Here is a 17388-nt window from a genome sequence, read left to right on the forward strand (position 1 = left end):
TTCATAACTAAAGCCCGGGCCGGTGGCAAAGTGGGCTTGGCTCACAGGGGCGAATTTGGCAGAAGGTTCGCCAATCCCTAACAGGAACTCAGGATGACCACAGAACCGGTAACGGCAGAGGCGGGGCGCGATTTCATCCGCGACATCGTCCAGGCCGATCTCTCTTCCGACAAGCACAGCCGGATCGTGACCCGATTTCCGCCGGAGCCGAACGGCTATCTGCATATCGGCCATGCCAAGTCGATTGCCCTCAATTTCGGCATCGCGCAGGAGTTCGGAGGCAAGTGTCATCTGCGCTTCGACGACACCAACCCGACCAAGGAAGAGCAGGAATATATCGATTCCATCCAGGCCGACGTGCATTGGCTCGGCTACGACTGGGGAACTGATCTCTACTACGCCTCCGACTATTTCGATCGTCTGTATGACTGGGCGGAGGGCCTGATCAAGGCGGGCGATGCCTATGTCGACGACCAGTCGCAGGAGGAAATCCGTATCAACCGCGGCACGCTGACGGAACCCGGCAAGAACTCGCCGTTTCGTGATCGCACCGTGGAGGAAAACCTCGACCTCTTCAGACGCATGAAGGCCGGCGAGTTTCCGAATGGCAGCCGCGTGCTGCGCGCCAAGATCGACATGGCGGCCGGCAACATCAACCTGCGCGACCCCGTACTCTACCGCATTCTCCATGCCGAGCATCCGCGCACCGGCACCAAATGGTCGATCTATCCGAGCTACGACTACGCGCACGGCCAGTCGGACGCCATCGAAGGCATCACGCATTCGATCTGCACGCTGGAATTCGAGGACCACCGGCCGCTCTATGATTGGTTGCTGGACAAGCTGCCGGTGCCGTCAAAGCCGCGCCAGTACGAATTCGCCCGCCTCAACCTGACCTATACGCTGCTGTCGAAGCGCGTGCTGACGCAGCTCGTGCGCGACGGTCATGTGTCGGGCTGGGACGACCCGCGCATGCCGACGATTGCAGGCCTAAAGCGTCGCGGCGTGCCGCCGGCCGCGGTGCGCGAATTCGTCAAGCGCATCGGGGTGGCGAAAGCCAACAGTGTGGTCGATGTCGGCATGCTGGAATTCTGCATTCGCGAGCACCTCAATAAGACGGCGCAGCGGCGGATGGCGGTGCTGCGGCCGCTGAAAGTCGTCATCGAGAATTATCCGGAAGGGCAGACGGAAGAGCTCGAGGCCGTCAACCATCCCGACGATCCGGCCGCGGGCACGCGCAAAATCTCGTTCGGGCGCGAGCTCTATGTCGAGCGCGACGATTTCATGGAGAACCCGCCGAAGAAATTCTTCCGCCTCTCGCCGGGCAATGAGGTGCGGCTGCGCTACGCCTATTTCGTGAAATGCACCGGTGTCATCAAGAACGATGCGGGCGAAGTGGTCGAGCTCCGCTGCACCTACGATCCCGCCACCAAGGGCGGCAACGCCCCTGATGGCCGCAAGGTAAAGGCCACGATGCACTGGCTGTCGGCCAAGGATTCGGTGCCGGCGGAAATCCGCGTATACAACCAGCTCTTCGCGAACCCGAGCCCGAGTGCTGCGAATTTCGCCGCCGATCTCAACCCGGAATCGCTGGAGGTGTTGCCTGACGCGCGGATCGAGCCATCGGTCGCCTCAGACAATTCGGGCGAGGTGATGCAGTTCGAGCGGCAGGGCTATTTCGTGCGCGACAAGGATTCGGCGCCTGGCAAGCCGGTATTCAATCGCACCATCGGCCTGCGCGACACCTTTGCGAAGGAAGTCGGCGGGAAGGGGTGAGGCGATGAGCAACGAGGCCGAGAGCATCGTAGCCGGGATCATTGAGAAGTGGTCCGCCCACTTCACCTGGCTGGATGCCGACGCTCTCGCCTCGCTCTACTCGAAGGGCGCCTTCTTCTTCGGCTCAAACCCGACGCTCTATCGCGGCAGGGAAGGGGTCGCGGCCTATTTCAACGGTCTGCCCCGATGGCGGTCGCCGACGGTTGAGTTTGCCGATGTTAAGACCGCGCTGGTTGGCCCTGGCCTGATCAACATGGTCGGTACCGCGTCATTCTTCGTGAACCAGGGCGAGTCGCAGCTCTCGGTCAAGATAAGCTGGGTTATCGTTCGAGAAGACGATGACTGGAAAATCGTCAGCCATCACGTTTCATCGAGGACGCCGCTGATCAATCAGGTTCGCTAGGAAGAGGAAGGCGGTCGTGCGGGATCGCAAATGCGCTGCAAGAGCAAGGACAACTGTCGGGTTTCGATCCACTAGCCTGGCCTGGCACCTGACCCAACGATGAGCTCGAGCTCGGACTCGAAGCGGCCGCTGGTTTCAAACTGCTTCAGGCACTGATGAACCTCGCTCCAAGCCTTGGATTTTTCCGCCTCGCTGAGGTCCGCCACGACCGCGCGGTATGCCCCGGCGGCTTCCCGCATCAACTGCAGAGCGTCGGATGCGTTTGGCAGCCTTAGTCGTGTCCGCACCGTTCTCATTTTCACATCTGCAAAGCCGCTGTCCTTCATCACGCGTTCCAATATGCCATCCCCTCCCAATGCGAAGATGCCGGGCTGCCCAGGTGCGGGAGGGGACTTGCCGGCATTGCGCAGAAGGATGGCCATCGGCTGCGCCATGAAGGGATTATTGGCCGGCGTCGTAAAGACCAGTGCCGCGAAACGCGCGCCAGGCTTCAGTACACGTCGGACAGCCTCCAACGCCTTGGGCGGCGATGGGAAAAGCATCAATCCCAACCGGCAAATCGAGGCGTCGAACGGCGGCTGCGCGTCATTCAGTTCGTCCGCCGCACATTCAAGAGTTTCGATATTCTGAAGACCTGCGCGAGCAGCATTTCGGCGCACGTTATCCAGCATGGTGCCCGAAATATCACTGGCTATCACCTTGCCGTTCGGGCCTACGCGCGTCGCCGCCTGGATGCTCTGGCTTCCGGCACCGCAGGCAAGATCCAGAATTCGCATCCCGGGTCGGATACCGGCCATGTCGATCAGCGCGTCGGTTGCGCTGGAAAGACTCTCAGCGAATACGTGCTCCCACTTCGCCCAGCCAGGCGCTGCTGATTCCCACGTTCTGCGAAGCTCGGATTTCAATGAATCGTCGGTCATCGACAGTCTCCCGGAGCTGGCTCAGCGAATGTAGACATCGCTAGCTAATGCGGGCGCTGGGTCTAGATGTCGTAATACAAATGGAACTCGTATGGATGAGGGCGCAGCCGGATTGGATCGACCTCTTTCTTCCGCTTGTAATCGAGCCAGGTCTCGATCACGTCGCCGGTGAACACGTCGTTACGGAGCAGGAAGGCGTGATCGCGCTCGAGCGCGTCAAGCGCCTGATCCAGCGACCCTGGTGTCGACCTCACGTTCTTCGCCTCGGCGGGCGGCAGGTCATAAAGGTTCTTGTCGATCGGGCTGCCTGGATCGATCCGGCTGGTGATGCCGTCGAGACCGGCCATCAGCATCGCGGCAAAGGCCAGATAGGGATTGCAGGAGGGATCCGGCGAGCGAAATTCAACCCGCTTTGCCCGCGGGTTCGGCGAATACATTGGAATCCGGCAGCAGGCTGAGCGATTGCGCTGGGAATAGACCAGATTTATCGGAGCCTCATAGCCGGGCACCAGACGCCGATAGGAGTTCGTGGTGGGGGCGCAAAGCGCACACAACGCCCAGGCGTGGGTCAACAGGCCGCCGATGTAGTAGCGGCCGAGCTGACTCAACTCGGCATAGTCGCTCTTGTCGTAGAACAGGTTGGTCTCGCCTTTCCACAGGGACTGGTGAACGTGCATTCCCGAGGCGTTGTCCTCGAACAGCGGCTTCGGCATGAACGTCGCGGTCTTGCCGTGCTCGCGGGCAGTGTTCTTCACCACGTATTTGTAGATCATCAGATTGTCCGCCATGCGCGTGAGCGTAGTGAAGCGCATGTCGATCTCGTTCTGGCCGCCGGTCGCGACTTCATGGTGATGGGCTTCGATCTGGATGCCCAGCTGTTCCATCGTCAGCACCATTTCGGTGCGGAGAGCCTGCATGCTATCGGTCGGGGGAACGGGAAAATATCCTTCCTTGGGGCGCGGCTTGTGGCCCAGATTCGGCTCTTCCTCCGCGCCGGTATTCCAGCTGCCTTCACTGGAATCGATTTCGTGGAAGGCATGATTGATGCCCTGTCCGTAGCGCACCTCGTCGAACACAAAGAACTCCGCCTCCGGGCCGAAGTAACTCGTATCGGCGAGGCCGGTGCCCTTCAGGTTGGCTTCGGCCTTCTGGGCGATGTAACGGGCGTCACGGCTATAGGGTTGACCGGTCACGGGGTCCCTGATGTTGCAGATCAGGACCAGGGTCGACACAGGGGAATACGGGTCGAGAAAGGCCGTGGCTGGGTCCGGCACGACCAGCATGTCGCTTTCCTGAATTTCCTGAAATCCGCGGATGGATGAGCCATCGAATCCAATGCCTTCGCTGAGAGCATCGATACTCGCTGCACCCGGCGGGACGGAAAAATGCTGCCACACCCCGGGCAAGTCGGTAAAGCGCAGATCGATCATCTGCACCTTCTCGTCTTTGATCGCCTTCACGAGATCTTCGGCTGTCGCACACTTCGGAAACATGGCTTCAACTCCTGGAGAGCCGCATCTTGGACGTTGCAATGCCATCAGCCGTGGCGAAGCGACTTGCGACGGCTCCTGGCCCATGTTCTGCGTTGCCGCGCCGGCAGCCTTAGCTTTGGTGGGGACCACGCATCATCTTCATCGCGTCTTCGATATGCCGCCAGGTTCTGGCCAGTTCGACCTCGCCTTTTGCCTCGAGTTCGATGGCATTCTGGGCGGCTTCCGCAATGGCCTTGGGGCCATGTGCTTCCAGTAACTGCCGCGCATAGTCGTGGATTTCGGTTTCTCGCATGGCGTCATGCTCCTCTCATCCTGAGCGCGACCGTGAATTCCAGTCGAGCTGAGAACCGTAGACGTTGACACCTGATCCCGCGCGCACAGTGTGCATCCTGCTGCGGCGCACTTGCAAGAGCGCTTTCAACAGCGCGTTCCTGCCGGTGAGCTGCCGGGAGCGGATAGTGGCTCCGGGAAGAGCAACGGCAACACAACGCAAGCCGGACGGTTACGCTTTGAGTAGCGGTCGGCCGCGATGGGCGTGTGTCAAGCGTGATGACCTTTCGCACCCGCGGCGCTTCAGGATCGGCCTAGCAGCCACGGCAAATGCTGCGCAGGGATTTGGCGAGCTGAGCATCCTCCTGGGCCACCGGCTCATACGGCTTTTGCTGTGCCTGCCGGGCCGCATCGGCCTGTTGCCGGGCGGCCCGCGCAACGTCCTGGCGCTGATAGCACGCCTCGCGCTCTGCTCTCGCCTCGATGAAGCGGCATTGCTCCGGAGTGGCGGCATTGGCGTTAGAGGTGATCAAGATCACCGCAAATAAAAGGCTGGCCGCAAGCTTCATGTCGCTTCTTTGTCCTGATTCCGGTTCAATCCATAGCGTTCGACTGTAACGCCAGCCGGCGTGCATTTCTTCAGGTTTCTGCTTCCGTTCCGCTAGCGAACGGAATACAGCTTCCGGTAGTCTTGCGGTCTCCACGGGATCGTAAGGTGTAGGCTCGGTGGCGGAGCAGGGCGACACGTCGGGCCGAAAACGGGGCTATGCGGGCACCTGGCCGCCGCGCGCTGCGGCGCCGGTCGGTGGCATTTTGCCGTCGCGCCCCGCGTTCTGGCCGCCACTGATCGAGACCTTGCGTATCTGGGCGCGCGCGGAAGCCGGCGCCGGGCGCCTGCTGCCGTGGGTGCCGGTAGCGTTCGGTACCGGCATTGCGTTTTACTTCGCCGCCGATCATGAGCCGGTGCTGTCAGTGGCTGCCATTGTGGCGATTGCGCTGTGTGCGGTGGCGGTGCTGTTGCGGCGGCAGAAATTCTTTCCCGCCGCGGTGATGATTGCGGCCGTCGCCGCGGGCTTTGCGGTCGCGACCTGGAAGACCGCGCGGATTGCGCATGGCGTGCTGGCGCGGCCGATGTTTTCGGTGTCGCTGACGGGCTTTGTCGAGACGCGCGACATTCGCGAGCGCACCGACCGTTTTGTCCTTCGCGTCGTCACCATGGAAAGCGCGCGCGGAACGATCAAGCTGGAGCGCGTACGGCTCTCGGTAAGGAAGGGCACGGCCCCGCCGGTCGGCAGCTTCGTCGAGCTGAAGGCGCGGCTATTGCCGCCGCTCGCGCCAGTGCGACCGGGCAGCTACGATTTCAGCCGCGACATGTTTTTCGCCGGCATCGGGGCCTCCGGCTTCGTGATGGGCGCGATCAAGACCGCCGAGCCGCCCGCGGCGGGCGGCGGGCTCCGCCTGCGCTATTCGGCCGTGATGCAGGGCCTGCGCGATACGATCGATGCGCGGATCAGGACCACGCTGGAAGGCGACAAGCGCGCGATTGCGACCGCGCTGTTGACCGGACGGCGCGACGCGATCTCGCCGCCGGTGAACGACGCGATGTTCGTCTCCGGCCTCGGCCATGTGCTGTCGATCTCCGGTTATCACATGGCCGTCGTCGCCGGCGTCGTGTTTTTCGCGGTCCGGGCGCTATTGGCGCTGTTTCCCGTGCTCGCGGTCGGCCAGCCCATCAAGAAATGGTCGGCGGCGGCAGCCCTCGGTGCCGCCGCGTTCTATTTGCTGCTGTCGGGCGCCGAGGTCGCGACGCAAAGATCGTTCTTCATGACGGCCGTGGTGCTGATCGCCGTCATGGTCGATCGCCGCGCGATTACGTTTCGCACGCTCGCGGTCGCCGCCCTGATCGTGCTGACGGTCGCGCCGGAAGCGCTGATACATCCGAGTTTTCAGATGTCGTTTGCGGCGACGCTCGGGCTGGTGGCGCTGGTGCAGATCGGCATGCCGCGCCTGTTCGCGACGGCGGATCATACCGCAACGGCGCGCGTGGCGCTGTGGGGCGGCCGCGAAGTCACGATGCTGTTGCTGGCCTCGTTGGTGGCGGGGCTTGCGACCTTGCCTTACGCCGCCTTTCACTTTCACCGGGTCACGCCTTACGGCGTGCTGGCAAACCTCGCGGCGATGCCGGTGGTCTCCGCATTGGTGATGCCGGCGGGCCTGCTCGGCCTCGTCGCGATGCCGTTCGGCTTCGATCGACTGTTCTGGGCGGTCATGGGCCTCGGCATCGACTGGATGATTGCGGTGACGCAATGGGTCGCGGCGTTACCCGGCGCAGTCGGCCGGGTGCCGGCCTTCGGCATCGGCCCGCTGATTGCGGCGAGCCTCGGCATCATCCTGCTCGGCCTGTTGCGCACGCCGCTGCGCTGGTCGGGTGCGGCGCTGGTACTATCAGCGGCGCTGTGGGCGGCGAGGGTGCCGCAACCCGATATCCTGATTTCCGCCGACGGACGCAATGTCGGGGTGCGCGGCCAGGATGGCCGGCTGCATTTGATGCACGCGGCCAAGGGGTCTCGGGACGTCTTTCTCTTGAAGGAATGGCTGGCGGCGGACGCGGACGCACGAACGGCGGCTGACGCCTCGCTCACGTCAGGCGTCTCATGCGACGATCTTGGCTGCGTGGTGCAAGCCGTCGGCGGTGGCCTGATCGCGCAGGCGTTCAGGCCCGAGGCGTTTTCGGACGATTGCGAGCGCGCAGCAGTCATTGTGACGCTGCGGCAGGCGCCCGCATCATGCGCAGCTTCGATCATCGATGCTGAACGGCTGCGGCGGCAGGGAGCATTGGCGTTGCGGCGGAATGCTGGGGGATTTGTCGTCGAGGCGGTCAAGCCGAGGGGGATCGACCGGCCTTGGTCGCCGGCCATAGCTGACGAGAGCGAGGCCGACACCACCGTGCTGGCGCCGCGCGTCGTGCCACCGCGCAGCGTCGATGCCACGCCGGCCGAGGCAGACCTGCGGGCGGAGGATTAGACGGGCGTCAGTGCTCGTCGACCGTGGGTTTGGCTGGAATTTCGAACGCGCCGAGATGGAATTCCTCGGGCGCGTCGGGCGCTGACGGCAGAGCGACCAGCGTGAACGATGCGTCGGGGAATTGCTGCCAGATTGCGAGATCTTCGGCCGTGATGGTGAGCCAGCCGTACCTGAACATGTACCGCCCGGGCTCGGTGACGCGCCCGGCTTTTTGCCACGTTACCTTGTTGACCACCGACTGCCCCCTGCGGTGCCGAGTTCTGAAAAATGTACCCCCATGATCCGCCGGCCTGGACCGGCGGATCATATGAGCGTGGGCGTTTATCCGGTCACGATCGATTCGGCCGGTGGCGCTTCCGTTACCTTCGGGGCGCGTTCGCCGCCGGTCTGGACCACCGGCAATTGCAGCACAGTCGCGCGCTGGCCTTCGCAAAGCTGCGTCACCAGCACATGGCTTCCGTCGGGAAATTCGATCGCGTCATGGTGACGGTCGGAAATATGGGGGTCGATTTGATTGAACTTGCCGACCCGCCAGTCGGTGGTTCGAGTCCAGATCCACCGGTTGTCGTATCTGACGTCCTCAGCGAACGCCAGTTCGGTGCCGGGAAGCATGCAGACCGCCACTGCAGGCTCGCGTTCCGACGCAAAGCCGCGGGTCGATGTACCGCGGAACGTCGTGGTGATCAGCGTCTCGCCGACCACGGCAGGCCGCGTAGCCACAGCATGCAGGCTATAGTCACACATCGGATGGCTCCCTCGTTTGAGATAGCTGACCCGTGTCTAGAAGGAGGCACAGGCCTCTATCAGAGTGGACATGGCGCAGAGCCTTTTCTCGTTTCTGGGCAATTCTGCGACTGGCGCAATGCGCCACATTCACAAACGCGCTAACGGGCGTTGGTTCCAAACACGCAACAAAAAACCCCGGCCACGGGCCGGGGCTCTTTTCCGTCACGGCCCGGACGGCATAACGGGTCAGTATTTGCGGTACAGCCCGATCAGCTTGCCTTGAATCCGGACCCGGTTCGGCGGCAGAATGCGGACTTCGTAGGCGGCGTTGGCGGGCTCGAGCGCAATCGAGGCGCCGCGGCGGCGGAAGCGTTTCAGCGTCGCTTCCTCCTCGTCGATCAGCGCCACGACGATATCGCCCGTGTCGGCGGTTTCGTTGCGTTGGATCAGCGCCATATCACCGTCGAGAATGCCGGCGTCCACCATGGAATCGCCGCGCACTTCGAGCGCGTAATGTTCGCCGGAGCCGAGCATATCGGGCGGTACGCTGATGGTGTGGCTGCGGGTCTGCAGCGCCTCGATCGGCGTACCGGCGGCAATCCGGCCCATGACAGGCACGGCGACCGGGCGATTGCCGTCGTCCTCCGCGGCCGGCGCGCTCACCGTGCGCCTGCCGAGCGTGCCCTCGATGACGCTCGGCGTGAAGCCGCGGCGGCTGTTGGCGGCGGCTGCGAGTTCGGGCAGCTTGATGACTTCGATGGCGCGGGCGCGGTTGGGCAGGCGGCGGATGAAGCCGCGCTCCTCCAGCGCCGTGATGAGGCGGTGGATTCCGGATTTCGAGCGCAGATCAAGCGCGTCCTTCATCTCGTCGAAGGAGGGCGGCACGCCAGCCTCTTTCAGCCGTTCATTTATGAAACGCAGAAGTTCATACTGTTTGCGCGTAAGCATCGCGAGCAATCCCCCGGTTGGCGTCGTCTCGTTCCGAATTTTCAGCGCCCAGATCGTCGAGTCCCCAAACTCTCGATCAAAGACACTAGCACTCGAAACAAATCATGAACGGACACTATATGTTCGATATGTGTTCCGCAACCACTTAATTTCAGGTGAACGCGTTGCGGTTCCGGCCCAAGGTGCTGCGGGAACGCCGTTCCAGGCGTCATTCCGGCAGCCGGAGCAGCTCGCAACGCGATCCCTTTGCGGCAGCCGGCGCGAACGGCGGACGTATCACAAGTGCGCGCGCCGCAGCGAGATTCCCTGATAGCGACGAGTCCTGATGGTTCACGGGCACGGCAACCAGCGTGCCGTCGTCGCGCGCTTCGAGGCGGGCGCGAAGATAGTCTTCGCGCTGATCATTGGCGGCGAGATCGCGGCCGAGCAGCGCGTTTTCGCGCAGGTGATGGATGGTATCGCGGCCCGATAGAGCGCGAATCAGCGGCACCAGAAACAGGAAGCCGCAGACATAGGAGGAGACGGGATTGCCGGGCAGGCCGATCACCCGCATCGCGCCCAGTTTGCCATGCATCATCGGCTTGCCCGGCCGCATCGCGATCCGCCAGAACGCCATGGCGATGCCCTCGGCCTCCAGCGACCGCTTGACGAGGTCGTGGTCGCCGACCGAAGCGCCGCCAATGGTGATCAGGATGTCGGCGTCGGCCTTGCGAGCACGGCTGATGCCTTCCGCGGTCGCGGCGACGGTGTCAGCGGCGATCCCGAGGTCGATGATTTCTGCCCCTTCGGCCCGCGCCAGCGCCTGCAAGCCGTAGCCGTTGGAATAGACGATCTGGCCGGGGCTGGGGCTTGTGCCCGGCATCACCAGCTCGTCGCCGGTTGCAAGCATCGCTACTTTCGGGCGGCGGTGCACCGCAAGCTCCGGGTAGTTCATGCCGGCGGCGAGCGAGAGGTCGCGGTCGGTGAGGCGGCGCCCGCGTTTGAGGAGGACGTCGCCTTCGCGGAAATCAACGCCCGCGGCGCGGATATGCCGTCCTGGAACGGCGGCTTCTGTGATGGTGATATGATCGCCGTCGACGCCAGTGTCTTCCTGGATGATGACAGCGTCGGCGCCGTCGGGAATCACGCCGCCGGTAAAGATCCGCACCGCTTCGCCCGGGCCTACCTTCCGCTCGAACGGGCGGCCGGCGGCGACCTCGCCAATCACTTTCAGCTGTGCGCTGACATCGGCGGCGTCAGCCGCGCGCACCGCATAGCCGTCCATCGCTGACATCGCCTGCGGCGGCTGCGTCCGCCGCGCGGCGACGTCGCGTGCGAGAATGCGGTGATAGGCGTCATCGAGCGCCACCATTTCTTCAGGGACGGGATCGGCGCCCGCGAGGATGGCAGACAATGCATCGGCAACCGGCATCAACGCCACGGGCAGACCTCCCTCAAATTCCAAGTGCTTAGATTCCAAGTGCGGTCAGTGCCCTCGCCACGTCATCCGTCGATGTCACGTGGATGGCAGAAAGGCCGCGCGCCCGCGCACCTTCGATGTTGGCAGCCGAGTCGTCGAAGAATAGGATCCGCGACGCCGGCACACCGATCGCTTTTACCACATGATCATAGGCTTCGGCGTCGGGTTTGCGCAAACCGATGCTGGAGGACAGGAATATCTGGCGGAAATGGCCGAGCACATCCGCATAGGCCTGCGAAAAATGCGTGACATGGGCCGGATTGGTGTTGGAAAAAGCATAGAGCGGCAGGCGTTTTGCTGCGCGCGCCAGGAGCGGCGAAATTCCGGGCATTTCGCCGGTGAAGATCGCGTTCCAGCCTTCCAGGAACTGCGCGTCGGTGATGCCGATGCCGAGCGACCGGCGCAGGCTCGCAAAGAACGCCGCATCGTCGATCCGGCCGGTCTCGTGGTGCTTGAAACTGTCGTCCACCACAAAGCGTCCGGCGAGGTCGGCAGGCGCGCAGCCCGCATGCCCCGCCCAGCACGTCATTACCTCTTCGAAACTGATGTCGAGCACGACACGGCCGAGGTCGAACAGCAAGGCGTCGACGGAATGGGGCGCTGGCGGCGAATTCATGGCAGTCGTTTACAAAACCGGACCGGCCTGGGCAACGGCCACGGCGATTTGCGTCGCAGCCCAATCCGACGCTTAAGCCCGTACGCAGGCTGTGCTAAGGCTTCGGGCCAATTTCTTGGGGCCATTTTCTTGGGGCCAATTTCAGGGAGTAGTCGCATGCAAGTTGTCGGCAGAATCCTAGGCGCTGTCGCCGTGATCGCTTTATTGGCCGGATCCGCTGCCGCCCAGCAAGGTCCGCCCAAATATGGCGAGGAGGAGAAGCCCAAGACGCCCTCGCAAATCGCGGCCGAGAAGGACGCCGAGCGGGCCTATCGGAGATCGCTCGGCAACATTCCCGAGCAGCAGAAGAGTTCGGATCCCTGGGGGACGATGCGCGGCGACAGCACACCGCCGAAAGCGGCGGCCAAGGCGCCGGCAGCGAAGTCAAAGGCCAAATCCGCCGAAGGGGCTGCAAAGTAGAAGATGTCGGCAAGCCCGGCATGACGAATCCCCTATCTAACGTGATGATTTCATTCAGACTCTGAAAGCCGTATTGCTCCGGGTCGGCGTGCCTTGATCCGACCAAAAAGCCATTGTGAGTTGGCGGGGCCGGGACAGGGGCGCCGATTCACAGGGATGGTGTGGGCGTCCGTAGAGATAGAGGGACGCCCCACGATGCGCAGGAATTTTGCCTTTCTTCTCGGCACGGTGACGGGCGCGTGTCTGACCGCTCTCGTGATCGGACCTCAAGGCGCGCATCTGGTGGCGGCGGCAAAGGCTGCGGCCCGTTCCGACACCTACACCCAGCTCAATTTATTCGGCAACGTATTCGAGCGGATCAAGACCAGCTACGTCGAGAAGCCGGACGATTCCAAACTGATGGAAGGCGCCATCAACGGCATGATCTCGGCGCTCGATCCTCATTCGCGCTACATGAATGAGAAGGGCTGGAGCGACATGCAGGAGACCACCCATGGCGAATTCGGTGGGCTCGGCATCGAGGTCACGATGGAAGACGGCCTCGTCAAGGTGGTGACGCCGATCGACGATACGCCCGCGGCCAAGGCCGGTATGCTGTCAGGCGACGTGATCACCCAAATTGACGACGAGGTCATCCAGGGCATGACCCTCGAACAGGCGGTGGGCCGGATGAAGGGCCCCGCCAACAGCAAGATCCGCCTCAAGGTCGTGCGCAAGGGGGCCGCCGCGCCGATCGACGTTGCCATCGTGCGCGAGATCATCCGGGTGCGGCCGGTCCGTTTCAAGACCGACGGCGGCGACATCGGTTACATCAGGATCACCCGTTTCAACGAGCAGACCACCGACGGCCTGAAGAAGGCGATCGCCAGCATCTCGAAGGAAATTCCGCCGGAAAAACTGACGGGCTATGTGATCGATCTCCGCAACAATCCCGGCGGGCTGCTCGATCAGGCGGTGTCGGTGTCGAGCACCTTCATGAACCGGGGCGAGGTGGTCTCGACGCGTGGCCGCACTTCGGAGGAAACCCAGCGCTTCACCGCGCGCGGGGGTGACATCACCAAAGGCAAGCCGCTGGTCGTGCTGATCAACGGCGGCTCGGCTTCGGCATCCGAAATCGTGGCCGGCGCGCTGCGCGACCACAAGCGCGCCACGCTGATTGGCACGCGCACTTTCGGCAAGGGCTCGGTGCAGACCATCATCCCGCTCGGACAGGGCAACGGCGCGCTGGCGCTTACCACGGCGCGCTACTTCACGCCGTCGGGTCGCTCGATCCAGGCCCAGGGCATCGCGCCCGACGTCGAGGTGCTGCAGGACGTGCCCGATGAACTCAAGGGCCGCGCCGAGCTGAAGGGCGAAGCCTCGATGCGTGGTCACCTCGCCGCTGAAGGCGCCGAGCAGACCGGCTCGCAAGCCTACGTCCCGCCGAATGAAAAGGACGACAAGGCGCTCAACGCCGCGTTCAACCTGCTGCGCGGCGGCACCGTGAATGCAAATGCAGTCACGGCCGCGAAGCGGGCGGTGGCGAACTAAATTCAGAACCCACCGCGTCATTGCGAGCCATCCGGCGGCGCTTTGCGCCGACCGGGTGGCTCGCAATGACGGAAACAATCAGCGCGTAGTATGCGTCAGGGCGCGCGTAGCGATCTGGAAAACATGACCGCTTTTTGAAACCTCATCTCCATCCGCTCGTAGTTCGCGTCGAACACCATATGCGTTCGAACGGAGCAGTCATGTCGAGAAAATGGATTTTACCGGCCCTGATCTTGTCCCTTGGTTCGAGTGGAGCCCTGCAGGCCAATCCGCTGGATTCACCTGGCGTCGTCTATATCGACGGGCTGCCGTGCAATCGCGCGTGCCAGTCCTACATGGCCTGGTCTGATCAGGCATTGTCTGCCCGGCACCGCGCGGTTCGCGAGACTGATGTCGCAGTGCCGGCTAAGGCCGAAACCGCAAGACCAGAACACGCCACTCCCGCACGCGTAGCGAGGCAGGGCGCACCTGTTTCCCGCGCTGCGCCGCGCGGCAGCAAGGCGGCCTCCAATACGAGGCCGCCAACCGCCAAGAAGGCCGCCGCTCCCGCGCTCGCAGCAGCCGGGAAGAACATTCCGGCGGTGACGGCGCCAGTGGCTCGCGAAAAGGCCGTCGCGGCTGGCCAGCCGCCGGAGCGCAAACTGGAAACCCCTGATAGCCCCGAGCCCAGTCAGGCAGCCGCCGTCGCTGCGTCGCAGCCTGCGGGGACTCCCAAGCCGGAGGTGGAGACTCCCAAGTCGGAGGTGAAGTCGGAGGTCAAATCCGAGGTCGCCCTGCCGCCGCCGGCCACGCTTGAGATCGCCGCGACGCCTGCCGCGCCCGAGGCGACTGCGTTGCCTTCCTCGGCCGGCGTTGCTCCCGCTCCGGCCTCTCGAACCATCCAGCAACAGCTTGTGGAAGCGACGGGATTGGCCGATCTCGTCACGGCGATCGGGACGGGGAGGGAGGCGGCCAACAAATCCGACAATCCGGAAACAGCGCCCGCCGACGTGAGCGATACCGACAAAGCGGTATCCGCAGCGCCAGACGACCCGGATCTGGTCGCGCTTGTGCTGGCACGTCCGGAGATCAATTCGCTATCCGACCTGAACAACAAGAGCATTGCGATCGAGGAGAAGCAGTCCGCATCGAGCGGACGTGTCAGCGCCGCGTTCATGGCGGCGGGAGCCGCGGAAGTCCAGTTCAGCGAAGGGCAGCGAGGTGCGATCGACCGGCTGATCAGCGGCGAAGTCCCGGCCGCGGTCCTGACATTGGCTTCGCGCCAAGCCGCCGAGTGGTTTCCCGATATCGAAGGCTTCAAGACGTTTCGGGTGCCGCTCGCGCAGCAGGCGCGACTCTAGACGTCACAGCATAGCCCGGATGCGCGACTTGTCCGCCAAAGCTCGAAGAGCGTAGGCGGAAGCGACATCCGGGTTGGCTTGTTCCCTCAATATCGCGGAGCCTGTCATCACTCCGCGAGCGCCCTTGCGCTCGTCGCTGGGCGCGCATTCGCAACCCGTTGGCTCATGCGGGGATCTGCTGAACTGACCGCGGTCTTTCCATGCCCTTTCTCGTTCACAATTCGCCGGGAAACGATCCCTCCCTCGCGCGTTGTCGGAGAGAACCTAGGAGATAGCTCATGCGAACCTCAATTCTCGCGACGATGGTCGCTTTTGGAACCGCACTCAGCATGCCGGCATTGGCTCAGCAGTCGACGGCGCCCGGCCAGCAGGTGCAAACCGACAAACAGATGCAAGAGGAAGCGGATAAAGGAATCAAGACCCGCGACTCCGGACAATCCGGCCTTGTCAGCGAACAGGAAAAGCCCGGTGCTTCCGCACATCCGCCCGGGCAACCTCATCCGGGCAGCCAAACGACGGGTTCGGGCACTGGCACGAGTGGCGGGCAGGGGGCGGCGCCTGGGAGCAGTCCGCGTTAGCCCTGAGTTTCAGCAATGGATGGTTCGACCACGTGCGGCCTACACCGTGCGCGCCGCGTTCTTGCGCCTGTAACTACGGTGACAGTGTCACCGTAATTCCAGACGTGATCATGAAATTCAAGTAGCTTGTCGCCCCGTTCGGACCAGCAGCCGAGGTGTGAATGCGGGGCTCCGTATCGTAGGTTTCGGGCGATGCAAGGCGCTCTTCGATGGCGACCCGGGCATCAATACGTTCAATCCTCACCAGACGCTAACCTGGTTTCTTACCGACAATACGCACGATTTCCTCCATTCGCCGTCGTTGCGCAGCGAGCACGTCCGAGAATTCTTGCGGGGTGCTGGTGCGCAGGCTTTGCCCGGCGGCGGTGAGGCGCGTTGCGATGGTCGGATCCATGGCTACCGCCGAAATGTCCTTGGCAAGACGGCCACGCAGTGCTTCCGACAAGTCTCGCGGCCCAAAGAAGCCGCTCAGGCCGTCCATCGCCAAGTCAGGAAATCCGGCCTCCGTAACGGTCGGCGTTTCTCCGGCAGCGGCAGCGCGCTGCTGATTGGTGACGGCGAGTAGCCGAACCTTTCCAGCCTCGATTGGGGCGCGCACGACGGATAGCCCATGAATGATGACGTGCAATCGACCCGACATTAGATCCTGAATCGCGGGCGCAAGCTCGCGGTATGAGATGTAGGTCAAATCAAGATTGAGCCGCTTGCTAAACGCAGCGAAAACGTAGCGAGGCAAGCCCGGTCCGGCGGTCCAATTCAGTTGTCCTGGATGCGAACGCACGTAGGTGATGAGATCGCCGAGTGAGGTGACGGGCACTCCATCGCTCACTGCCACAACCAAGGTGATGTCAGAGGCCATGGCGATGGGTACTGCATCGCGCTCCGGATCGTAGGGCAGCGCCTCCTGAATCAATGGCTGAAGCGCAAAGGGGGCGCTTACTGAGAAAAGCAGCGTATGATCGTCGCGCACCGCTGCGAAGGCTGACACACCAACCGTTCCGTCGCCACCGGGGCGATTCTCCACCACGACAGGTTTGCCCCACCGGGTAGCCAGACGTTCGGCAAATAGACGAACCGTTAGGTCAGACCCGGTTCCCGCGGGCTGCGGCATGATTATACGCACGGCACGCAGCGGCCACGATTCCGCGTGGAGTGGCGACTCGAAAGAAGCGAGACCCATGCCTGTAAGGGTGGCCAGCAACAGAATGCGTCGCAACTTGTCCATGATGATCCTCCTTGATCATTTGGCCGTCTTCGATGGTTGCGAGAGTTGGCGCCGGCGGCGTCCGACGCCGGGCTTGGCGTAGGCTTCGTTGGCTTTGATGATTTTGACGAGTTGATCCAGGAACAATTCCCGTTCAGCCGGGTCAAGCGGTTCAAGGATACGGCGCTGGGCCGCGCGCATAGGTGCGCGGAGCCGTTCTTGGAGCGCATGGCCGCGTCGTGTCAGGCGTAACCGCCGAGCCCGGCGGTCGGCACTATCCACGCGGCGCTCTATCAGCTTTCGCCTTTCAAGCTTTTCGACAAGGACGCTCGCTGAATTGCGATCGATGGCCAATCGCGCTGCAACTCCGATCTGGTCGATGTCCGGCTCGTGGCCGAGATAGACAAGCACAGCGTATTCGAGCGGCGCCAGGTCCTCGCCCGACAAGACTTCCGCCACCACTCCCGTGCAGAGCTGAGCAAAGCGGCGAGCCAATGCCACAGGAACGCGGCGAATGGGCACGCCGCCCTTCCAGGTTAGCACCTGAATCGGGCGATCCGTATCGAGGGGTACAGAACGTCTTGCCATTATCGTGCATATAATCATAATAATGACGATCATTATAATGATAATATCATTGGA

The 17388-nt window shown here is 62.9% G+C and carries 18 protein-coding genes; 7 read left to right on the forward strand and 11 right to left on the reverse strand.

The window, feature by feature from the left end; genetic code table 11:
* Positions 1-93 precede the first annotated feature (93 nt).
* Together YUO_RS0102310 and YUO_RS0102315 are read left to right on the forward strand one after the other, a co-directional pair.
* Positions 94-1776 carry a glutamine--tRNA ligase/YqeY domain fusion protein gene (locus YUO_RS0102310; protein ID WP_028345847.1) on the forward strand — a complete coding sequence of 561 codons (1683 nt, stop codon included), beginning with the start codon at positions 94-96 and terminating at the stop codon, positions 1774-1776.
* Between the two features lie 4 nt (positions 1777-1780).
* Positions 1781-2179 (forward strand): YybH family protein, encoded by a 399-nt coding sequence (locus YUO_RS0102315; RefSeq protein WP_028345848.1) that lies wholly within the window; start codon positions 1781-1783, stop codon positions 2177-2179.
* Positions 2180-2250: 71 nt separating this feature from the next.
* Here the strand turns inward: YUO_RS0102315 and YUO_RS0102320 are convergent, their stop codons facing one another.
* The 4 genes from YUO_RS0102320 to YUO_RS0102335 all read right to left on the reverse strand — a co-directional run bounded on the left by YUO_RS0102320 (position 2251) and on the right by YUO_RS0102335 (position 5431).
* On the reverse strand, positions 2251-3099 hold the full coding sequence (locus tag YUO_RS0102320; RefSeq protein WP_028345849.1) for a class I SAM-dependent methyltransferase: 849 nt from the start codon (positions 3097-3099) through the stop codon (positions 2251-2253).
* A 62-nt stretch (positions 3100-3161) separates the two neighbouring features.
* A complete protein-coding gene (glnA, locus tag YUO_RS0102325) occupies positions 3162-4592 on the reverse strand; it encodes a type I glutamate--ammonia ligase (protein ID WP_028345850.1) in 1431 nt (476 codons plus the stop codon).
* A gap of 109 nt (positions 4593-4701) precedes the next feature.
* On the reverse strand, positions 4702-4884 hold the full coding sequence (locus YUO_RS0102330; protein WP_028345851.1) for a hypothetical protein: 183 nt from the start codon (positions 4882-4884) through the stop codon (positions 4702-4704).
* Between the two features lie 292 nt (positions 4885-5176).
* Positions 5177-5431: a hypothetical protein gene (locus YUO_RS0102335; protein WP_028345852.1), complete on the reverse strand. Its 255-nt coding sequence runs from the start codon at positions 5429-5431 to the stop codon at positions 5177-5179.
* 157 nt (positions 5432-5588) lie between these two features.
* Between YUO_RS0102335 and YUO_RS0102340 the strand changes: the two genes are divergently transcribed.
* Positions 5589-7886 carry a ComEC/Rec2 family competence protein gene (locus tag YUO_RS0102340; protein WP_028345853.1) on the forward strand — a complete coding sequence of 766 codons (2298 nt, stop codon included), beginning with the start codon at positions 5589-5591 and terminating at the stop codon, positions 7884-7886.
* Between the two features lie 7 nt (positions 7887-7893).
* On the opposite strand, the gene YUO_RS0102345 is transcribed toward YUO_RS0102340, so the two are convergent.
* From YUO_RS0102345 to YUO_RS0102365, 5 genes are all read right to left on the reverse strand, one after another.
* Entirely contained in the window at positions 7894-8121 is a 228-nt protein-coding gene (locus YUO_RS0102345; RefSeq protein WP_028345854.1) for a hypothetical protein, read from the reverse strand.
* Between the two features lie 86 nt (positions 8122-8207).
* Complete coding sequence (locus YUO_RS0102350; protein ID WP_028345855.1) at positions 8208-8630, reverse strand: hypothetical protein; 423 nt, start codon at positions 8628-8630, stop codon at positions 8208-8210.
* Between the two features lie 228 nt (positions 8631-8858).
* Positions 8859-9560 carry a transcriptional repressor LexA gene (gene lexA / locus YUO_RS0102355; protein WP_028345856.1) on the reverse strand — a complete coding sequence of 234 codons (702 nt, stop codon included), beginning with the start codon at positions 9558-9560 and terminating at the stop codon, positions 8859-8861.
* Positions 9561-9768: 208 nt separating this feature from the next.
* Positions 9769-10980 (reverse strand): molybdopterin molybdotransferase MoeA, encoded by a 1212-nt coding sequence (locus YUO_RS0102360; RefSeq protein ID WP_028345857.1) that lies wholly within the window; start codon positions 10978-10980, stop codon positions 9769-9771.
* 28 nt (positions 10981-11008) lie between these two features.
* Complete coding sequence (locus tag YUO_RS0102365) at positions 11009-11635, reverse strand: HAD family hydrolase (RefSeq protein ID WP_028345858.1); 627 nt, start codon at positions 11633-11635, stop codon at positions 11009-11011.
* A gap of 156 nt (positions 11636-11791) precedes the next feature.
* Between YUO_RS0102365 and YUO_RS0102370 the strand changes: the two genes are divergently transcribed.
* From YUO_RS0102370 to YUO_RS45885, 4 genes are all read left to right on the forward strand, one after another.
* A complete protein-coding gene (locus YUO_RS0102370) occupies positions 11792-12094 on the forward strand; it encodes a hypothetical protein (protein WP_035725772.1) in 303 nt (100 codons plus the stop codon).
* A 195-nt stretch (positions 12095-12289) separates the two neighbouring features.
* A complete protein-coding gene (locus tag YUO_RS0102375; protein ID WP_028345860.1) occupies positions 12290-13624 on the forward strand; it encodes a S41 family peptidase in 1335 nt (444 codons plus the stop codon).
* Between the two features lie 200 nt (positions 13625-13824).
* Positions 13825-14964, forward strand: coding sequence for a hypothetical protein (locus tag YUO_RS47530; protein WP_235782605.1), 1140 nt, complete (start codon positions 13825-13827; stop codon positions 14962-14964).
* 278 nt (positions 14965-15242) lie between these two features.
* Entirely contained in the window at positions 15243-15542 is a 300-nt protein-coding gene (locus YUO_RS45885; protein WP_156908445.1) for a hypothetical protein, read from the forward strand.
* A 250-nt stretch (positions 15543-15792) separates the two neighbouring features.
* Here YUO_RS45885 and YUO_RS0102395 read toward each other — a convergent pair whose 3' ends face one another.
* The gene (locus YUO_RS0102395; RefSeq protein ID WP_083754432.1) at positions 15793-16767 is read right to left on the reverse strand and encodes a Bug family tripartite tricarboxylate transporter substrate binding protein; all 975 of its coding nucleotides are present in this window, start codon (positions 16765-16767) and stop codon (positions 15793-15795) included.
* Positions 16768-16782: 15 nt separating this feature from the next.
* Positions 16783-17367 (reverse strand): MarR family winged helix-turn-helix transcriptional regulator, encoded by a 585-nt coding sequence (locus YUO_RS44450; RefSeq protein ID WP_198027956.1) that lies wholly within the window; start codon positions 17365-17367, stop codon positions 16783-16785.
* Positions 17368-17388: the final 21 nt, after the last annotated feature.

This window comes from Bradyrhizobium murdochi (assembly GCF_000472965.1).
Classification (GTDB): Bacteria; Pseudomonadota; Alphaproteobacteria; order Rhizobiales; family Xanthobacteraceae; genus Bradyrhizobium; species Bradyrhizobium murdochi.